A 15,623-nucleotide genomic window follows, 5' to 3' on the forward strand; every position below is an offset into this window, starting at 1 on the left:
CGCACGCATCGCACGCTGACGCACCGCACGCACCGCTGACGCACCTCATGCACTGCCGGTTTCCCGCACGCCCTGCGCCACCCCGCTTGTGCAGCTCCTTCCTTTTCGCTCCGCTTCATTTCACTCCTCTCGTCAAGGAGACCCATGTCCCTCATTGGCAGACCCGTGTCCCTGTCCATGGACGAGCCCTCCGCACCGCGTCCGCACCGCACCGCCGTCCGGACCATGCTGGTGCTCGGCACCCGCCCGGAGGCGATCAAACTGGCCCCGGTGGTCCGGGCGATGGCCGCCTCCACGCTGTTCCAGCCGGTGGTGGTGACCACCGGTCAGCACCGCGAGATGCTGCAGCAGATGCTCGGTCTGCTGGGGGTCGGGGTGAAGACCGACCTGGCCGTGATGCGGGACCGGCAGCGGCTGTCGGAGCTGACCGCGCGGCTGGTGGACGGGCTGGGCACGGTGATCCGCGCCGAACGGCCGGATCTGGTGGTGGTCCAGGGCGACACCACCACGGCGCTGTGCGGTGCGCTGGCCGCGTTCTACGAACGCGTACCGGTGGCTCATGTCGAGGCGGGCCTGCGTACCGGCGTCCTGGACAACCCCTTTCCCGAGGAGCTCAACCGGCGGATGATCGGCCGGGTGGCCCGCTGGCACTTCGCCCCCACCGACCGGTCCGCCGCCCAGCTCCGGGCCGAGGGCGTACCGCCGGAGCAGGTGATCACCACCGGCAACACGGTCATCGACAACCTGCTGTGGGTGCTGAAGGAGGGCGCCGGGCACAGCGCCTTCCGCACCGCACACCGCAAGGTGCTGCTGACCCTGCACCGCCGGGAGAACCAGGGGGAGCGGATGCGGGCGATGGGCGCGGCGCTGCGCCGACTGGCCGACCGCGGTGATGTGGAAATCGTGCTGCCGCTGCACCGCAGCCCCGCGGTGCGGGAGGCCCTGCTGCCGGAGCTGGACGCCCATCCGGGGGTGCGGGTGGTGGATCCGCTGGACTATCTGGACTTCGCCGCCACCCTCGCCGACTGTGATCTGGTGCTGACCGACTCCGGCGGGCTGCAGGAGGAGGCCCCGAGCCTCGGCAAGCCCGCGCTGGTACTCCGGACCACCACCGAGCGCCCCGAGGCGGTCGAGGCGGGGGCGGCCCGGCTGGTGGGCACGGACCCGGAGGCGATCCTCGCCGCCGCCGGGCGGTTACTGGACGATCCGGAGGAGTACACGCGGATGGCCGGGGCGGGAAATCCCTTCGGCGACGGCCGGGCCGCCGACCGCATCATGGCCCGGCTCACCGAGGACTTCGGTCAGGAGAAGGCGGTGAACACCGCACGGCGCGACGCGGCCGGCTCGTATGATCCGGTGGCATGACGTCGTTACGCGGGCGCACCTGGTGGCGGGCCGGGGGGCTGGTGCTGGCCGTCGCCCTCGTGGTGGTCGGGGCGCTCGCGCTGTCCGGCGTATGGGACCGGGAGCGGCGGCCGGAGAACGTCAGGACCTGGCGGGACGGTTCGGTGCACGGCCCGTGGCGGTCGGTGTTCCACGGCTACGGCGGGAACGTCGGCGGGGTGGACGAACTGACGCTCACTCCGCGGGCGGCCCGCCGTACGGACCGTACCCACGCCTGCCTGGTGGTCTCCACCGCCCGCTACGAGCGCCTGGACTTCCGGGCCCGGATGCGCACGGCCAAGCAACTGCGCACACCCGAGCCCAATCCATGGGAAGTGGCGTGGCTGGTGTGGGCGTACACCGACCCGGAGCACTTCTACTATGTGGCGCTCAAGCCCAACGGCTGGGAGCTGGGCAAACGGGACCCGGCCTATCGGGGCGGGCAGCGGTTCCTGGCCACCGGCACCCGCCCCTTCCAGGTCGGCGACTGGTCGGACGTACGGGTCCGGCAGCAAGGTCCGCGGATGACGGTGTCGGTGGACGACCGTCAGGTGGTGGGCTTCACCGACCGGGAACGCCCGTACGCGGCGGGGAGTGTGGGCGCCTACACCGAGGACGCCCGGGCGGAGTTCCGCGACATCACCGTCCCCGGGGAGCCGTCGGACCCCTCGTGACCAGCCAGGTCGGAGGGGTCGGACGGGTCCGTCAGCTCGGACGGGTCCGCCAGCTCGGACAGGTCGGTCAGGTCGCGCAGCCCCTCCGGCAGCGGCCCGGTGTGCACCACGCCCAGCCGCTGGGTGGCCCGGGTGAGCGCCACATAGAGGTCGCTGGTGCCGAACTCCCCGGGCTCGGCCACGATCACCGTGTCGAACTCCAGCCCCTTGGCCTGCCGGGGGTCGAGCAGCACCACCGCGCTGGTCAGATCCGGGGACCGGCCGGTGGACGCCTCCGGGAGGGCGGCTGACAGCGCGTCATGGCGGTCCTTCGGGGCGATCACCGCGAGACGGCCCTCGGTGCGGGTCTCCCGCGCCACGGCCGCGGCCACCGCGCCGGGCAGATCGCCGGTGTGCTCCGCCCAGGGCCGCACCCCCGTGGCGCGGACCGAGCGCGGCGGCTGGAAAGCGGGGTCGACGGTGCGTGCCACCCGCGCCGCGATCTCCATGATCTCGGTGGGAGTGCGGTAGTTGACGCCGAGCCGGGTGTGCTCCCAGCGGTCGCCCACGTACGGCTCCAGGATCGAGGACCAGGAGCCGCAGCCGCCCGGTTCCGCGGTCTGCGCGGGGTCGCCGACCAGCGTCATCGAACGGGTCGGGCTGCGCCGCATCAGCAGCCGCCACGCCATCACGGACAACTCCTGGGCCTCGTCCACGATGATGTGGCCGAAGGCCCAGGTGCGGTCGGCGGCGGCGCGTTCGGCGGCGCTGCGGTGGTCGCGCTCCTCGGACCGGTCCGCCAGCCGTTCGGCGTCGATGAGGTCGTGGGCGGCCAGCACCTCCGACTCCTCGTCGTCGCGGTCCTCGAACTCCAGGGTGCGGGAGCCGTAGGAGAGGTCGAGCACGCCCTGGGCGTAGTCGATGCGCTCCTGGCGCTCGGCCTCCGCGGCGGCGCGGGCCGCCGAGTCGTCGTGGCCGAGGAGTTCGGCGGCCTCGTCCAGCAGCGGGACGTCGGCGGGGGTCCACTCGCCGTCGGTGCGGCGGATCGCGGCGGCGTCGGCTTCGGAGAGGTGGACGGGGTCGCTGAGGAAGTCGGCCACGAGCTGCTGCGGGGTGAGGGCCGGCCATAGCTGCTCGATGGCGGCGTGCACCTCGGGGTTGACCGCGATCGCCTTGCCGAGCTGGGCGACGTCGTCCGCGCCGAGGAGGTTGGGCCCGCCGTAGGGGTCGGCGCCGATCCGGTCGACGAGCTGATCGGTGAGGTCGTCGATGATGCGGAACGCGAAGTGCGGACGGGCGAGGTTGTGCGGCAGCCCGGTCTCCCGGGCCTTGTGGCCGGCCTCGGACGCGATGTCCCGGTCCAGCACCAGTTCGCCGTCGTCGTGGTCGATCACGATCGCGGGGTCGGGCAGCGTCTGCCGGTCCCGTACGAAGCGGGCCAGGACATCCGCCATCTCCGCACGGCCCTTGACCTCGGCGGCCTCGGGGGTGTCGGTGCCGGTGGCCGTCACCCCGGGGAAGAGCTCACCGAGCGTGGCGAGGAGCACGCCCGTCTCGCCGAGCGAGGGCAGCACCTCCCCGATATAGCCGAGGAACGCCGGGTTGGGCCCGACGATCAGCACCGCGCGACGGGCCAGCAACTCCCGCTGCGCGTAGAGCAGATACGCGGCGCGGTGCAGCGCCACGACGGTCTTCCCGGTGCCGGGGCCGCCCTCGACGACGTGGACGCCGTGGTGCGGGGCGCGGATGATCTGGTCCTGTTCGGCCTGGATGGTCTGCACGATGTCGTGCATCCGCCCGGTGCGCGCGGCATCGAGCGCGGAGAGCAGGACGGCGTCCGCGTCGGACCCCTCATGCCCGGTCCGTATGGTGTCCGCGAGATCCAGGATCTCGTCGTGCAACCCGGTGACCCTGGGGCCCTCGGTGGTGATGTGGCGCCTGCGGCGCAGCCCCATGGGGGTGTGCCCGGTGGCGAGATAGAACGGACGCGCCACATCGGCCCGCCAGTCGATGACCAGCGGGGTGCGGTCCGCGTCATCGCGCCGGATGCCGATGCGGCCGATGTGGTGGTCGCGGCCGTCGCGGAACAGCAGCCGGCCGAAACACAGCCCCCGCTCCCCCGACTCGAACGCGGCGAGCAGACCGGACCGCTCGGCCACCAGCACATCGCGCTCCAGCCGAGCCTGGAAGGTGGTGCCCGCCAAGGACAGCGCTTCGGTCACCGACTCCTCGGCTCGTGCCCTGAGCTCGGCGAGGCGCCCGTTGAGCAGATCAAGGAATTCTTGCTCACGGTCCCATTCCTCGTTTGACAATTCGACTCCCGCCGGGATACGATGACTTCATCAGGTTTCCGTATGCCACAAATTCATTAGCACATGGAAATCCCCAATATACGCCGAGAAACGCCCCGGCCGTCAAGGCAGCCGGGGCGTTTCTCTGTTTTGTGGCCTCTTTATGGCCTCACACCACCTGGATGACGTGTTTGCCGCGGACACCCCCTGCTTCCATGGCGCGGTGGGCCTCTCCCACGCCGGAGAGCGGATGGACGGTGTCGATGACCGGCCGGATGGCCCCCTTCTCCACATACGCGGCAAGGTCCGCGAAGAGCTCATGCGTGGGATTGCCGGAGAAGGCCCGCACCCGCCGTGAGCCGTGCAGGGTGGAGACGAGGATGGAGCCCAGCGAAGACAGCGGACGGTCTGCGTCGAAGGCGATGGACACCATGCGACCGCCGGGCGACAGCAGCCCGCGGTACGCGTCGAGCTCGGTGCCCACTGCGTCCAGTACGGCGTCGAAGAGGCCGAGGGCGGTCGGCCCGGTGGTCCGGTAGTCATGCGCCTCATCGGCGCCGAGCTCCCGGACGAGGTCGAGCGCCTTCGCTCCGGCGAGCGCGGTGACATGGGCGCCGAGCGCGTGTCCGAGCTGCACGGCGACGCTGCCGACACCGCCGGCCGCGCCACGCACCAGCAGCCGCTCGCCGCTCCTCAGGCCGATCTTGTCGCGTAGCGCCGTGATGGCCGTGGTGCCGACGGTGGGCAGGGCAGCGGCTCGGACCAGATCGACACCCTCGGGCGCGAAGGAGAGCTGACGCGGCCGGACGGCCACGTACTCGGCGGCCGCCCCGAACGTCCCGCGCGGCGTCGCCCCCCACACCCGGTCGCCCACCCCGAGATGGCTCACGGAGGAACCTACCTCGGCGATCTCCCCGGCGATGTCGACGCAGGTGCGCTGTGGGAACTTCCGCCCGGTCACCAGCTTCAGCTTGCCCGCCCGGCCCGAGAGCTCGCCGCCGTTCACGCTCGTGGCGCGCACCCGCACCAGCACCTCGCCCGGACCGGCCACCGGCTTCGGCAGTGTGCCCACGTACAGCACCTCGGGAGGTCCGTACCGGTCGTACAGCGCCGCGCGCATCTCGCTCATCGCCCTCATCGTCCTTTCCGCACATCGGGGTCGCCGTCACGCTAATGCGCGCGAAGGGGGAAACCGCCCGGTCGGCGTAAGGTGAGAAACATGCCTGCCCACCTCTCTCATATAGCGTCCGCCGCCGGTGTTCGGGACACCGGGAGCCCGGGGTTGCGGTCCGACGCGGCGTCCAATCGCCGGCGTGTCCTCGAGGCGGCCAGGGCGCTGTTCGTCTCACGTGGGCTCGATGTGCCGATGGCCACCATCGCCCGTCATGCCGGGGTCGGGGTGGCCACGCTCTACCGGCGCTTCCCCACCCGGGATGCGCTGGTCACTGAGGTGTTCTCGGACGAGTTCACCGTCTGTGCGGCGATCGTCGACGACGCCCTGGCCGACGACGACACGTGGCGGGCCTTCCGCCGGATCATCGAAACGGTGTGTGCTTCGCAGACGCGGGGCCGGGAGTTCAACGAGGCCCTGCTGTCGTCGTTCCCCGACGTGGCCGGCTTCGAGCGGGAGCTGCCGCGCATCGGAGAGGGCTTCACCGAGGTGGTCCGGCGCGCCAAGGCCGCGGGGCAGCTGCGCGAGGACTTCGACGTGTCCGACCTGAGCCTCGTCTTCCTGGCCAACAGAGGTGTCATCGGCGACCCGGCGACCGCACCGGCCGCGTCCCGGCGGCTGGTGGCCCACCTCCTGCGGTCCTTCGAGGCGGGGCGGGCCGAACCGGCCCGCCCCCTCCCGCCACCCGCCCCGCTGGGGCTGGGCCGGTTGCCCCGGACATCCGGGGGATGAGCTATCGGGCAGTGCCGAAGTCCTGCGTCCAGTAGTGGCCGGGCTGCGCCACGCCGACGCCGATCTCCTTGAAGTCGCAGTTCAGGATGTTGGCCTTGTGGCCGGGGCTGGACATCCAGCCCGCCATGACGCTCTTGGGCGACTCGTAGCCGTAGGCCACGTTCTCGCCGTAGGTGCTCCAGGAGTAGCCCGCGCGCTCGATCCGGTCGCCCGGGGAGGACCCGTCGGAGCCGGTGTGCGACATATTGCTGTGGGCCGCCATGTCCTCGCTGTGGTCCTGGGCGGCCTTGGTCAGCTTCTCGTTCACGGTCAGCGGCTTACAACCGGCCTTGCCGCGCTCGCTGTTGACGAGATCCACCACTTCCTGCCGGTCGGTGGCGGCCGCGGAAGTGGCGGCGGAGGAGCCCGCGGTGGCGGACTGTGCCATCGCGGCCGAGGGAACACCCACGGCGGCCACCGCGAGGGTGGCGATGGCTATCTTGCGGCGGTGCGTCGTGCTGTTGCGGTGCTTGCTCATACGTGACCTCACACTCGGTTGAGGCCCGTCATTCTTGGAGCCGTCGCCACGTGGGGCAACACACGTGTTCGTACTACAAGGGTTCGTAGCGAGGGCGGCGTTTGCGATCAGCGACGAGACGTGCTGAGCCGGTTCCGGGGAGCGCTCAGATTGCCCGACGCCCCATCAGAAATCGCGGCGACCAGGCGAGTGGACAACCGGCCCGGAGCACCGGCGATCGAGAGGGCGCGGAACCGGCTATTTCCGACAGAGAAGATAAAACCACTATGTCGGCTAGTCGATGTGAGCCGCTACGCCCCCTTTGCGACGGCGCCCGGTGTGAGAGATGTCATGACATGACAGGGGTGGTCAGCGGCGGTAGATGGTGATCGAGTGGCCGACCTCGTCGATCGGCTCGCTGCCGTCGATCAGCGCCGCCAGCCGGCCGGTGGCCTGCGCGATCGACGAGTCCGAGACCACCAGCAGCCCGCGCACCTCCTCCGGGCGGGCCCGGCGCGGGTCGGACGCGTGGATGCCGTAGGCGGACGGCACACCGCTGCCCTTGTAGACGAGCCAGATCCGCTCGCCCCGGTATCGCTCCCGGAGGCGGTCGGCCAGCCGCCCCAGGTCCTGCCCCCAGTCGACGTTCGAGTCATGCAGCCGCAGATGGGTCCGGGACGGGCCGCCGAACGCCTCGTTGGAGTACGGCAGATAGTACGGATACGTCCGCAGCGAGCTGACCGCGACGAACAGGACCAGCGCCAGGGTGGCCCCGTACGCCCAGCGCCGCCGCACGGCCATCAGCCCGGCCGCGGCCACGGCCAGGAACATCGGCAGGAAGATGGCGTACCGCACCCCGAGGTTGCGGGCTCCGTCGAGGGCGGCGAGCAGCAGCACTGCCGCGGGGATCAGGACATACGGCGCGGCGGGCCGCAGCCGGGGCACCACCAGCATCGCGACGCTCCCGGCCGCCCAGAGCGCGAGCATGCCCAGGGGCGTCTTCACCAGCAGCGCGACGGGCAGGTAGTACCAGAGCGACCCGAGGTAGCGGCGGCCGAGCAGAAAGCCATGCCAGGTGTCGTGTTCGAAGCCGAACTGGACACGCATCCCATCGCGGTACGCCTCCGGCAGCGGCAGCAGGTCGACGGCGAGGCCGCGCAGCCCGTGGACGACCGGCACCGGCCCGGTGGGCGTCCAGCGCAGCCGGGGGTCGACCAGGAAGTAGACGGCCCACACCACGGCCACCGCGATCAGCGCCACGGCCACCGCCGCCGCCACCCCGATCCCGAGGGACCGCGCATGGCCGCGCGGGGTGCGGTCGTGGGTACGGCGGGCGTACCAGACCGAGAGCACGGCCAGGAGCAGCAGCACCGGAACCGCCGCCGGCATGCTCATCTTCGTGGCCAGGGCCGCGCCGAGCGCCACTCCCGCGAGCGGAAGATACAGCCGTGGCCGCCGCCGCGCCCGCCACAGCAGCCAGACCGACGTCAGCAGAAAACCGGCCGCCGGTACGTCGAGCGTGGCGAGGGAACCGTGCGCGATGATGTCCGGCGAGAAGGTGTACAGGGCGAGCGCCACCGCCCCGCCCACGGGTCCGGTCAGCTCACGGGCGAACGCGAACACCACCAGCCCGAACAGCAGCGTCAGCGCGATCATCGGCAGCCGTGCGCACAGCATCAGCCGCCAGGGGTCGTTGCCCGATTCGTAGAGCACATGCCGTCCGAGCGCCGTCTGGTCACCGGTGAAGGCGGCGTCCAGGTGCGGGTGTGCGAGGGCCACCCCCGCCTCGATGATGAGCTTGCCCAGCGGTGGATGCTCGGGGTTGTAGCGCACCCGGTGATGGTGCAGGGAGTCCACCGCCGTGCCGACGTACACGGGCTCGTCGATGGTCGGCGTCTGCTCCACCGCCGTGGTGACCATCGCGACCGCCATCTGAACGAGGAGCGCCACGACGGCGGCCACCACCAGCCACCGCCGATGCCGCCCCGGCCCCGCCGCCCACCGGCCCTTCGGCCCGCCGACGGTCCTGGACACGCTGTCGATCACGCCCGCCCACCGCATAGCGACAGACGCTAACGCCCTCGTGCCACCGCACAGGGCATCCGCCGGGAAACTTGAGCGGACTCCGCAATCCGAACCGTGCCATCCGGGGGTCGTGCTGGCCGTCGGAGTGCATCCGCAGCGTGTGCTCGCGGAGGGCTTCGGGGATTTTTGTCCGGTGTGCTCTTCTGATCGGGGCCCGCCTGAGCACCCCCGCGCCGAGCGCGTTGAGAAGGAAGTGATCAGCCATGTCCGTATCCGACGCACCGCCGTCCGGCAGTCCCGCCCCGCCGGAGACCGCCCCGAAGAACGTCCGTCCGGCCCTGCTCGGTGTGCTGCTCGCGATGCTGCTGTCGATGCTCGACGCCACGATCGTCGGCACCGCGATGCCGACGATCGTGGGCGATCTCGGCGGCCTGGAGCACATCTCCTGGGTGGTGACCGCCTACACCCTGGCCACCGCCGCCTCCACCCCCGTCTGGGGCAAGTTCGGCGATCTGTACGGCCGCAAGCACACGTACCTGATCGCCGTCGTCGTCTTCGTGCTCGGCTCGGCGCTGTCCGGCGCGGCCCACTCGATGACCCAGCTGATCGTCTTCCGGGCGCTGCAGGGCCTGGGCGCCGGCGGGATCGGCGCCGGGGCCTTCGCGCTGATCGCCTCGCTGGCACCGCCCCGGGAGCGGGGCCGCTACCAGGGCATGACCGCCTCCATCATGGCCATCGGCACCATCGGCGGCCCATTGCTGGGCGGCTTCGTCACCGGCCATCTCGGCTGGCGCTGGGCCTTCTTCATCAATCTGCCGCTCGGCGTCCTCACCCTGGTCTGGTGTCAGCTGATGCTGCGGCTGCCCGCCACCCGCGTCAAGGCCCGTATCGACTGGCCGGGCATCACCGTGATGACGGCGACCGTCTGCGCCCTGACCCTGGCCGCCACCTGGGCCGGCTCCACGTATCCATGGACCTCATGGCAGATCCTGGGCCTGTTCGCCCTGGCCGCGGTGGGCGTGGCCGCCTTCGTGGCCCGGCAGCGGCGCGCGGCCGAACCGCTCATGCCGCTGCGCATCTTCACCGGGCACCGCAACTTCGCCCTGGCGTCCTCGCTGATCCTGGTGGGCGGGGTGGTCATGTTCGGCTGCTCGCTGTATCTGCCGCTGTACCAGCAGACCGTCCAGGGTGTCTCCGCCTCCCGCTCCGGGCTGCTGCTGCTCCCCCTGATGATCCCCGTGGTGATCATGTCCCAGGTCGGCGGCAAGGTCATGTCCGCCACCGGCCGGTACAAGATCTTCCCCATCGTCGGCACCGTCTGCATGGCCGTCGGCCTGTTCCTGCTGGCCACCATGGACACCACGACCTCCCGCACGGCCACCGGGTGCTTCATGGCCCTGGTGGGCACGGGCATGGGCTGCCAGATGCAGATGGTCACCACGATCGCGCAGAACAGTGTGGAGATGTGCGACATGGGCGCCGCCTCCGCGTCGGTCACCCTGTTCCGCACCATCGGCGGCTCCCTGGGCGTCGCGGTCTTCGGTTCGCTCTTCACCAGCGCCGTCCAGGGCCACGCGCCCGCCGGGGCGCAGACGGGCGAGGTGAGGCCCGACCCGGCGGCGCTGGCCCGGCTGCCGCAGGCCGCCAGGGACGGCTATCTCCATGCGGTCGCCACCGGCACCCAGCAGATCTTCCTGACCGCTGCCGTCGTCTGCACCATGGCCTTCATCGCCGCCCTGTGCGTCCAGGAGGTCCCGCTGCGGGGGCGGTCCGGCCCGGTGGCCCAGCCGCACAAGGCCGAGGAGGAGGCCGCCAGCCCGGCCGCCCCGTAGCCCCGTAGCCCCGCAGAGCCTGACTAGGTCATCTGGCGCCGCACCAACTCGTGCAGCTTTCCGCCCGGGACGGCCATCAGCTCGGCCGGGGCGCCCTGCTCCACGATCCGGCCGTCCTCCATGACCAGCACGCGGTCGGCGTCCATGACGGTCGACAGCCGGTGCGCGATCACCAGCCGGCTGGCGTGGAGGCGGCGGGTGCTGTCGATGACGATGCGCTGGGTCTCGTTGTCCAGGGCGCTGGTGGCCTCGTCGAAGAAGAGGACGCGCGGACGGCGGATCAGCGCCTGGGCGATCATCAGCCGCTGGCGCTGGCCGCCGGAGATGGCGCCGCTGCCGGAGATCATGGTCTGGAGCCCCATGGGCATCTGTCGGATGTCCTCGGCCAGACCCGACAGTTCGGCGGCCTCCATGGCCTCCTCGGGGGTGAACGGCTCGGCGCCGCGGATGCAGTCGAGCACCGTGCCGCCCAGGGGCTGGGCGTTCTGGAGGACCACCCCGCACTGGCGGCGCACGGCCGCCTGGTCGAGGGCGGCGAGGTCCTGGCCGTCGTAGAGCACACTGCCGGACACCGGCCGTTCGAAGCCGATGAGCAACCGCAGCAGGGTCGACTTGCCGCAGCCGCTCGGGCCGACGACAGCCACGAATTCGCCCGGCCGGATCTCCAGTGAGACATCGTCGAGCACCAGCGGGCCGTCGTCGCCGTAGCGGAAGGTGAGGTTTCTGGCCCGGAGGTCACCGGAGAGCATCCCCGGCTGGGCACTGCCGCCGCGGACCTCGGGCGGCTCGTCCAGGATCGGCTTGACCTGCTCGAACATGGGCAGCACCGCGACCACCGAGACCAGGGCGTTGGTGAGCTGCGTGAGGGAGGTGAGCAGCATGGTCACGGAGGTGTTGAAGGTCAGAAAGGCCCCCGCCGACATGCTGCCCCGTGCCGGACCGGCCAGCAGCATGAACACCGTGAGGGAGACCAGCGGAAGGTAGACGGCGTCCAGCACCTGGGTGAGGTTCTTGATGCGCCCGGTGCGCTGGTGCAGATCGCGGGAGTGGGCGAAGCCACGGGCCCAGGCCGCGTAGGCGAAGTTCTCGGCCGCGGCGACGCGTAGCTTGGGCAGACCGCGCAGGGTCTGGAACGCCTGGTTGTTGAGCTTGTTCTCGCTCTCCACCAGCCGTCGCTGCCAGCGCACCTGCCACAGCCCCATCCCGAGGAAGACCCCGGAGACCACCAGCAGTACGGCGATCACCGCGAGCGCCAGGGAGGCGCTGTAGTACAGCAGCAGGGCGAGGTTCATCGCGCCCACGGTGCCGGCCTGGAGGACCGTCGGGGCGATCCCGGACAGCACCCTGCGCATGGTGCTGATGCCCATCGCCGCGCTGGCCAGCTCTCCGGTGGAGCGCTGGGCGAAGAAGGTGGTGGGCAGCCGCAGCAGCCGGTCCCACACCGCGGGCTGGAGGGTGGACTCCAGTCGCCCCTCGAGACGCAGCAGGGTCAGGTTCTGCAGCAGCATGAAGGCGGCCGCGACGACGCTGGAGACGATCAGGGCCAGGGAGATCTGGACGATGGGGCTCTTCTCGGCGCGGGGCACGAAGCCGCCCAGCACCTGGCCGGTGGCGAGCGGCACCAGCGCGCCGAGCGCCACCGTCACCAGCCCGCCGATCAGGAGGTTGCGAACGTCCCCGGTGGCGCCGCGCACGCTGAAGCGCATCAGCCGCCACATCGTCATCGGGCGGTCGGGCAGCGGACGGTAGAACATCACGGCCCGCGGCTCGAATTCCTCCGCGTTGCCCCCGCCGACGCGGATCCGCAGGCCCGAGGCGGGGTTGACCGCCTCGTACCGGCCGCGCCGCCACAGCAGCGCCACCGGGGCCCCGGACTTGGCGCGGTAGCCCACCAGCGGTCCGGCGTCCTCCCGCCACCAGCCGCCCTCCAGCCGGACGGCGCGGGTGCGGATCCGGGCATGGGCGGCGATGCGCTCCACCGGATCCGTACGGTCCTCGGTGGCGCGGCCTCTCGGCGGGTCGGGCAGGGTGATCCCGGCGGCCTCCGCCACCCGGCGGCACACCGCGTGCACCGCGTCGTCGGTGCTCTCCTCCGACGGCCGCCGCTCCCGCCGCTGCCCTCCGATGGAGGCGATCAGCGCCTGGTCGGCGCGGGTGCGCACGGCCTCACCGGCCCGGATACCGGCCGCGGTGCGGTCCGCGTGGGCCCGCTCCATGGTCTCGATCCAGCGGTCCACCGCGGTGCCGAGGCGGTACTGCTGGTTGACCATCCGCTGCCACAGCGCGCCGTCGATCAGCAGGTCACCGGCGGCCTGGGCGCTGTATTCGGCGCCGTAGCGCACACTGCCGGGCGGCACCGGCAGCCAGAGCAGGTCCTCGTCGGCCGCCTCCGCCTCGGGCGCGGCCCCGCCGTCCAGCGGGGCCTGGAAGAGGACGCCGAGGCTGCGGCTCACCCCGAGCGCCACGGCGTGCTCCAGCGGGGTGGGCGGGGTGTCCTGGAATCCGCCGCCCCCGTAGGTGCCGTACGGGTCGTGGGTCTGGCCCGTGCCGTACGCGTCGTACGCCTCCGGACGGTACAGCTCGCGCAGCGGGATGCGGCGCACCAGGCAGTCCTGCGAGGGCCGGCCCAGCAGGGTGTGGCGTGGCCCCTCGACCGGGCCCGGGAGCGCGGCGCCCGTCTCCAGCCGGCCGAGGAAGTGCCACTGCCCCTCCTCCGCGGCGTCGACCGCGAACAGGTCCAGGGCTCCGCCGACGACGAGCCAGAGCACCTGCGGGCCCTCCAGCGGGAGGCTGCGCAGCCCGGCGCAGTCGACGGGCGTGCCGAGGGCGCCCAGCGCCTGGACCACCGCGTCGCCGCCGTCCGCGGCCACCGCCGCGGCCGGGTGAACGGACGCCATGTCAGTGCTCCTTCATCAGCTCGGCGTACGACCCTCCGGCGGCGGCGAGGTCCTCGTGCCGTCCGCGTTCGACGACCGTGCCGCGGTTCAGGACGAGGATCTCGTCGCTGTCCCGCACGGTGCTGAGCCGGTGGGCGATCACCACACACGCACAGCCGCGGCGGCGCAGGTTGTCCATGACGATCTGCTCGGTGCGCGCGTCCAGGGCGCTGGTGACCTCGTCCAGAACCAGCACGCTGGGGCGGCGCACCAGGGCGCGGGCGATCTCCAGCCGCTGCCGCTGGCCGCCGGAGAAGTTGCGGCCGTCCTGCTCCACCCGGCAGTGAATCCCCTCCGGGCGCCGTGTGATCACATCGTCGTGGAGCGCGGCGTCCCGCAGGGCCTCCACCACCGCCTCGTCCGGGATCGACGGGTCCCACAGCGCCACGTTGTCCCGCACCGTGCCCTCGAACAGGAAGACGTCCTGATCGACGAAGGAGACCGAGGCGGCCAGCGCACCGCGGGGGATGTCCTCCAGGCGCTGTCCGTCGACGCGGATGACCCCCTCCCAGGGAGCGTAGAGGCCGGAGACGAGCCGGGAGACAGTGGACTTGCCGCTGCCGGAGGCGCCGACCAGCGCCACCTGGCGGCCGGGGCCGACGGAGAGCGAGAAGTCACGCAGCAGCGGTTCGTCCAGCGGGCTGTAGCCGAAGGTGATGTTCTCCAGTGTCACCTGCCCGGTCAGCCGGCGGGTGTCCTCGCGCGGCTCGTCGCGGGTGTAGAGGGAGTCCACCGGGAAGTTCTCCACGTCCTTGAGCCGGGTCACATCGGCGGAGAAGTCCTGGATGCGTCCGGCCACTCCGTTGAGCCGGGTGATGGGCGCGGTGAAGCGGGTCACCAGCGCCTGGAAGGCCACCAGCAGACCGATGGAGATATGGCCCTCGACGGCCCGCAGCCCGCCGATCCAGAGAATGAGGGCGCTGTTGAGCGTGGCGAGGGTGGGGGCGACCACGGCCAGTACGGCGCTCGGCACGCCGAGGCGCTGCTGCTCCTCCAGGGTGATGGCGTGCTGTCCGGCCCAGCGGCGGAAGTAGCCGGTCTCCCCGCCGGTGGCCTTCACCGTCTCGATGAGCTGGAGACCGGTGTACGAGGTGGTGGTCAGCCGCGCGGTGTCGGCCCGCAGCTTCTGGGTCCTGGTGGCCCGCAGCCGCACCACCACCCGTATCGCCACCACGTTGAGCAGCGCCAACCCGACGCCGACGAGGGTGAGTTGGGGGTCATAGGTCCACAGCAGAAAGGCGTAGAGCACCACGACGATCCCGTCCACGGCCGCGGCGGCCAGATCGCGGGCGAGCGTTTCGGCGACGGTGTCGTTGGAGCGCAGCCGCTGGACCAGGTCGGCCGGGCTGCGCTGGGCGAAGAAGGTGACGGGCAGCCGCAGCAGATGCCGCAGGAACCGCGCGCTGCTGAGGGTGGAGGAGATGATGCGTCCGCGCAGCAGGTTCGCCTGCTGGACGCCGGTCAGTACGGCGGTGAGCACCACCGCCACGGCCATGGACGCGAACAGCGGCTCCAGCGTCGAGTCCTGGCCGCCGATCAGGAAGGTGTCGATGAAGGTGCGGCTGAGCGCCGGGACCGCGGCCCCCACCGCCACCAGCAGCAGGCTGGCCAGCAGCGAGGCCAGCAGGGTGCCCGTGGTGCCGCGCATGCGCGGCGGCAGGGCGCCCATTACCCCGGGACGGCGCCCGCCCCGGCGGAAGGAGTCCTCGGGTTCGAGGACCAGGACCACACCGGTGAAGCTGGTGTCGAACTCCTCGACGGGGACGAAACGGCGCCCCTTGTCGGGGTCGTTGATGTGGACGCCGCGCTTGCCGAACCGCCGCCCCATCCCGTCGTAGACGACGTAGTGGTTGAACTCCCAGAACAGGATCGCCGGGGCCCTGACCTCCGCGAGGGCCTCGGGCTCCATCTGCATGCCCTTGGCGCGCAGACCGTAGCTCCGCGCGGCCTTGAGCAGGTTGCTGGCGCGCGATCCGTCCCGGGAGACACCGCAGGCGATCCGCAGCTCCTCCAACGGCACATGGCGCCCGTAGTGGCCGAGCACCATGGCGAGTGAGGCCGCACCGCACTCCAGGGCCTCCATCTGGAGCACGGTGGGGGTGCG

At 71.6% G+C, this 15,623-nt stretch carries 9 protein-coding genes and 1 pseudogene; 4 read left to right on the plus strand and 6 right to left on the minus strand.

Going from position 1 to position 15,623, the window contains the following annotated elements; all coding sequences use genetic code 11:
* Positions 1 to 144: 144 nt before the first annotated feature.
* The gene (gene wecB / locus CGL27_RS04320; protein ID WP_240450348.1) at positions 145 to 1,365 is read left to right on the plus strand and encodes a UDP-N-acetylglucosamine 2-epimerase (non-hydrolyzing); all 1,221 of its coding nucleotides are present in this window, start codon (positions 145 to 147) and stop codon (positions 1,363 to 1,365) included.
* Positions 1,362 to 2,057 carry a family 16 glycoside hydrolase gene (locus CGL27_RS04325; RefSeq protein WP_119984660.1) on the plus strand — a complete coding sequence of 232 codons (696 nt, stop codon included), beginning with the start codon at positions 1,362 to 1,364 and terminating at the stop codon, positions 2,055 to 2,057. Before wecB ends, CGL27_RS04325 begins: the two co-directional genes overlap by 4 nt.
* Here the strand turns inward: CGL27_RS04325 and CGL27_RS04330 are convergent.
* Both CGL27_RS04330 and CGL27_RS04335 read right to left on the minus strand, forming a co-directional pair.
* Positions 1,988 to 4,348 carry an ATP-binding domain-containing protein gene (locus tag CGL27_RS04330; RefSeq protein ID WP_119984663.1) on the minus strand — a complete coding sequence of 787 codons (2,361 nt, stop codon included), beginning with the start codon at positions 4,346 to 4,348 and terminating at the stop codon, positions 1,988 to 1,990. The genes CGL27_RS04325 and CGL27_RS04330 overlap by 70 nt on opposite strands.
* 148 nt (positions 4,349 to 4,496) lie before the next feature.
* Positions 4,497 to 5,456 carry an NAD(P)-dependent alcohol dehydrogenase gene (locus tag CGL27_RS04335; RefSeq protein ID WP_205587620.1) on the minus strand — a complete coding sequence of 320 codons (960 nt, stop codon included), beginning with the start codon at positions 5,454 to 5,456 and terminating at the stop codon, positions 4,497 to 4,499.
* Positions 5,457 to 5,546: 90 nt separating this feature from the next.
* Here CGL27_RS04335 and CGL27_RS04340 point away from each other — a divergent pair, with 90 nt between their 5' ends.
* On the plus strand, positions 5,547 to 6,230 hold the full coding sequence (locus tag CGL27_RS04340; protein ID WP_119984664.1) for a TetR/AcrR family transcriptional regulator: 684 nt from the start codon (positions 5,547 to 5,549) through the stop codon (positions 6,228 to 6,230).
* 1 nt (position 6,231) lies between these two features.
* Here CGL27_RS04340 and CGL27_RS04345 read toward each other — a convergent pair.
* Together CGL27_RS04345 and CGL27_RS04350 are read right to left on the minus strand one after the other, a co-directional pair.
* A pseudogene (locus CGL27_RS04345) lies at positions 6,232 to 6,594 on the minus strand (CAP domain-containing protein); the annotation flags it as partial.
* A gap of 501 nt (positions 6,595 to 7,095) precedes the next feature.
* Positions 7,096 to 8,787: a phospholipid carrier-dependent glycosyltransferase gene (locus CGL27_RS04350; protein WP_119984668.1), complete on the minus strand. Its 1,692-nt coding sequence runs from the start codon at positions 8,785 to 8,787 to the stop codon at positions 7,096 to 7,098.
* A 227-nt stretch (positions 8,788 to 9,014) separates the two neighbouring features.
* Between CGL27_RS04350 and CGL27_RS04355 the strand changes: the two genes are divergently transcribed.
* Entirely contained in the window at positions 9,015 to 10,583 is a 1,569-nt protein-coding gene (locus CGL27_RS04355) for an MDR family MFS transporter (protein WP_119984670.1), read from the plus strand.
* Between the two features lie 23 nt (positions 10,584 to 10,606).
* On the opposite strand, the gene CGL27_RS04360 is transcribed toward CGL27_RS04355, so the two are convergent.
* Both CGL27_RS04360 and CGL27_RS04365 read right to left on the minus strand, forming a co-directional pair.
* The gene (locus CGL27_RS04360) at positions 10,607 to 13,480 is read right to left on the minus strand and encodes an NHLP bacteriocin export ABC transporter permease/ATPase subunit (protein ID WP_078638562.1); all 2,874 of its coding nucleotides are present in this window, start codon (positions 13,478 to 13,480) and stop codon (positions 10,607 to 10,609) included.
* A gap of 1 nt (position 13,481) precedes the next feature.
* Positions 13,482 to 15,611 carry an NHLP family bacteriocin export ABC transporter peptidase/permease/ATPase subunit gene (locus CGL27_RS04365; protein WP_119994239.1) on the minus strand — a complete coding sequence of 710 codons (2,130 nt, stop codon included), beginning with the start codon at positions 15,609 to 15,611 and terminating at the stop codon, positions 13,482 to 13,484.
* Between the last annotated feature and the right edge of the window lie 12 nt (positions 15,612 to 15,623).

The organism is Streptomyces sp. 11-1-2, assembly GCF_003595545.1.
Lineage (GTDB): Bacteria > Actinomycetota > Actinomycetes > Streptomycetales > Streptomycetaceae > Streptomyces > Streptomyces hygroscopicus_B.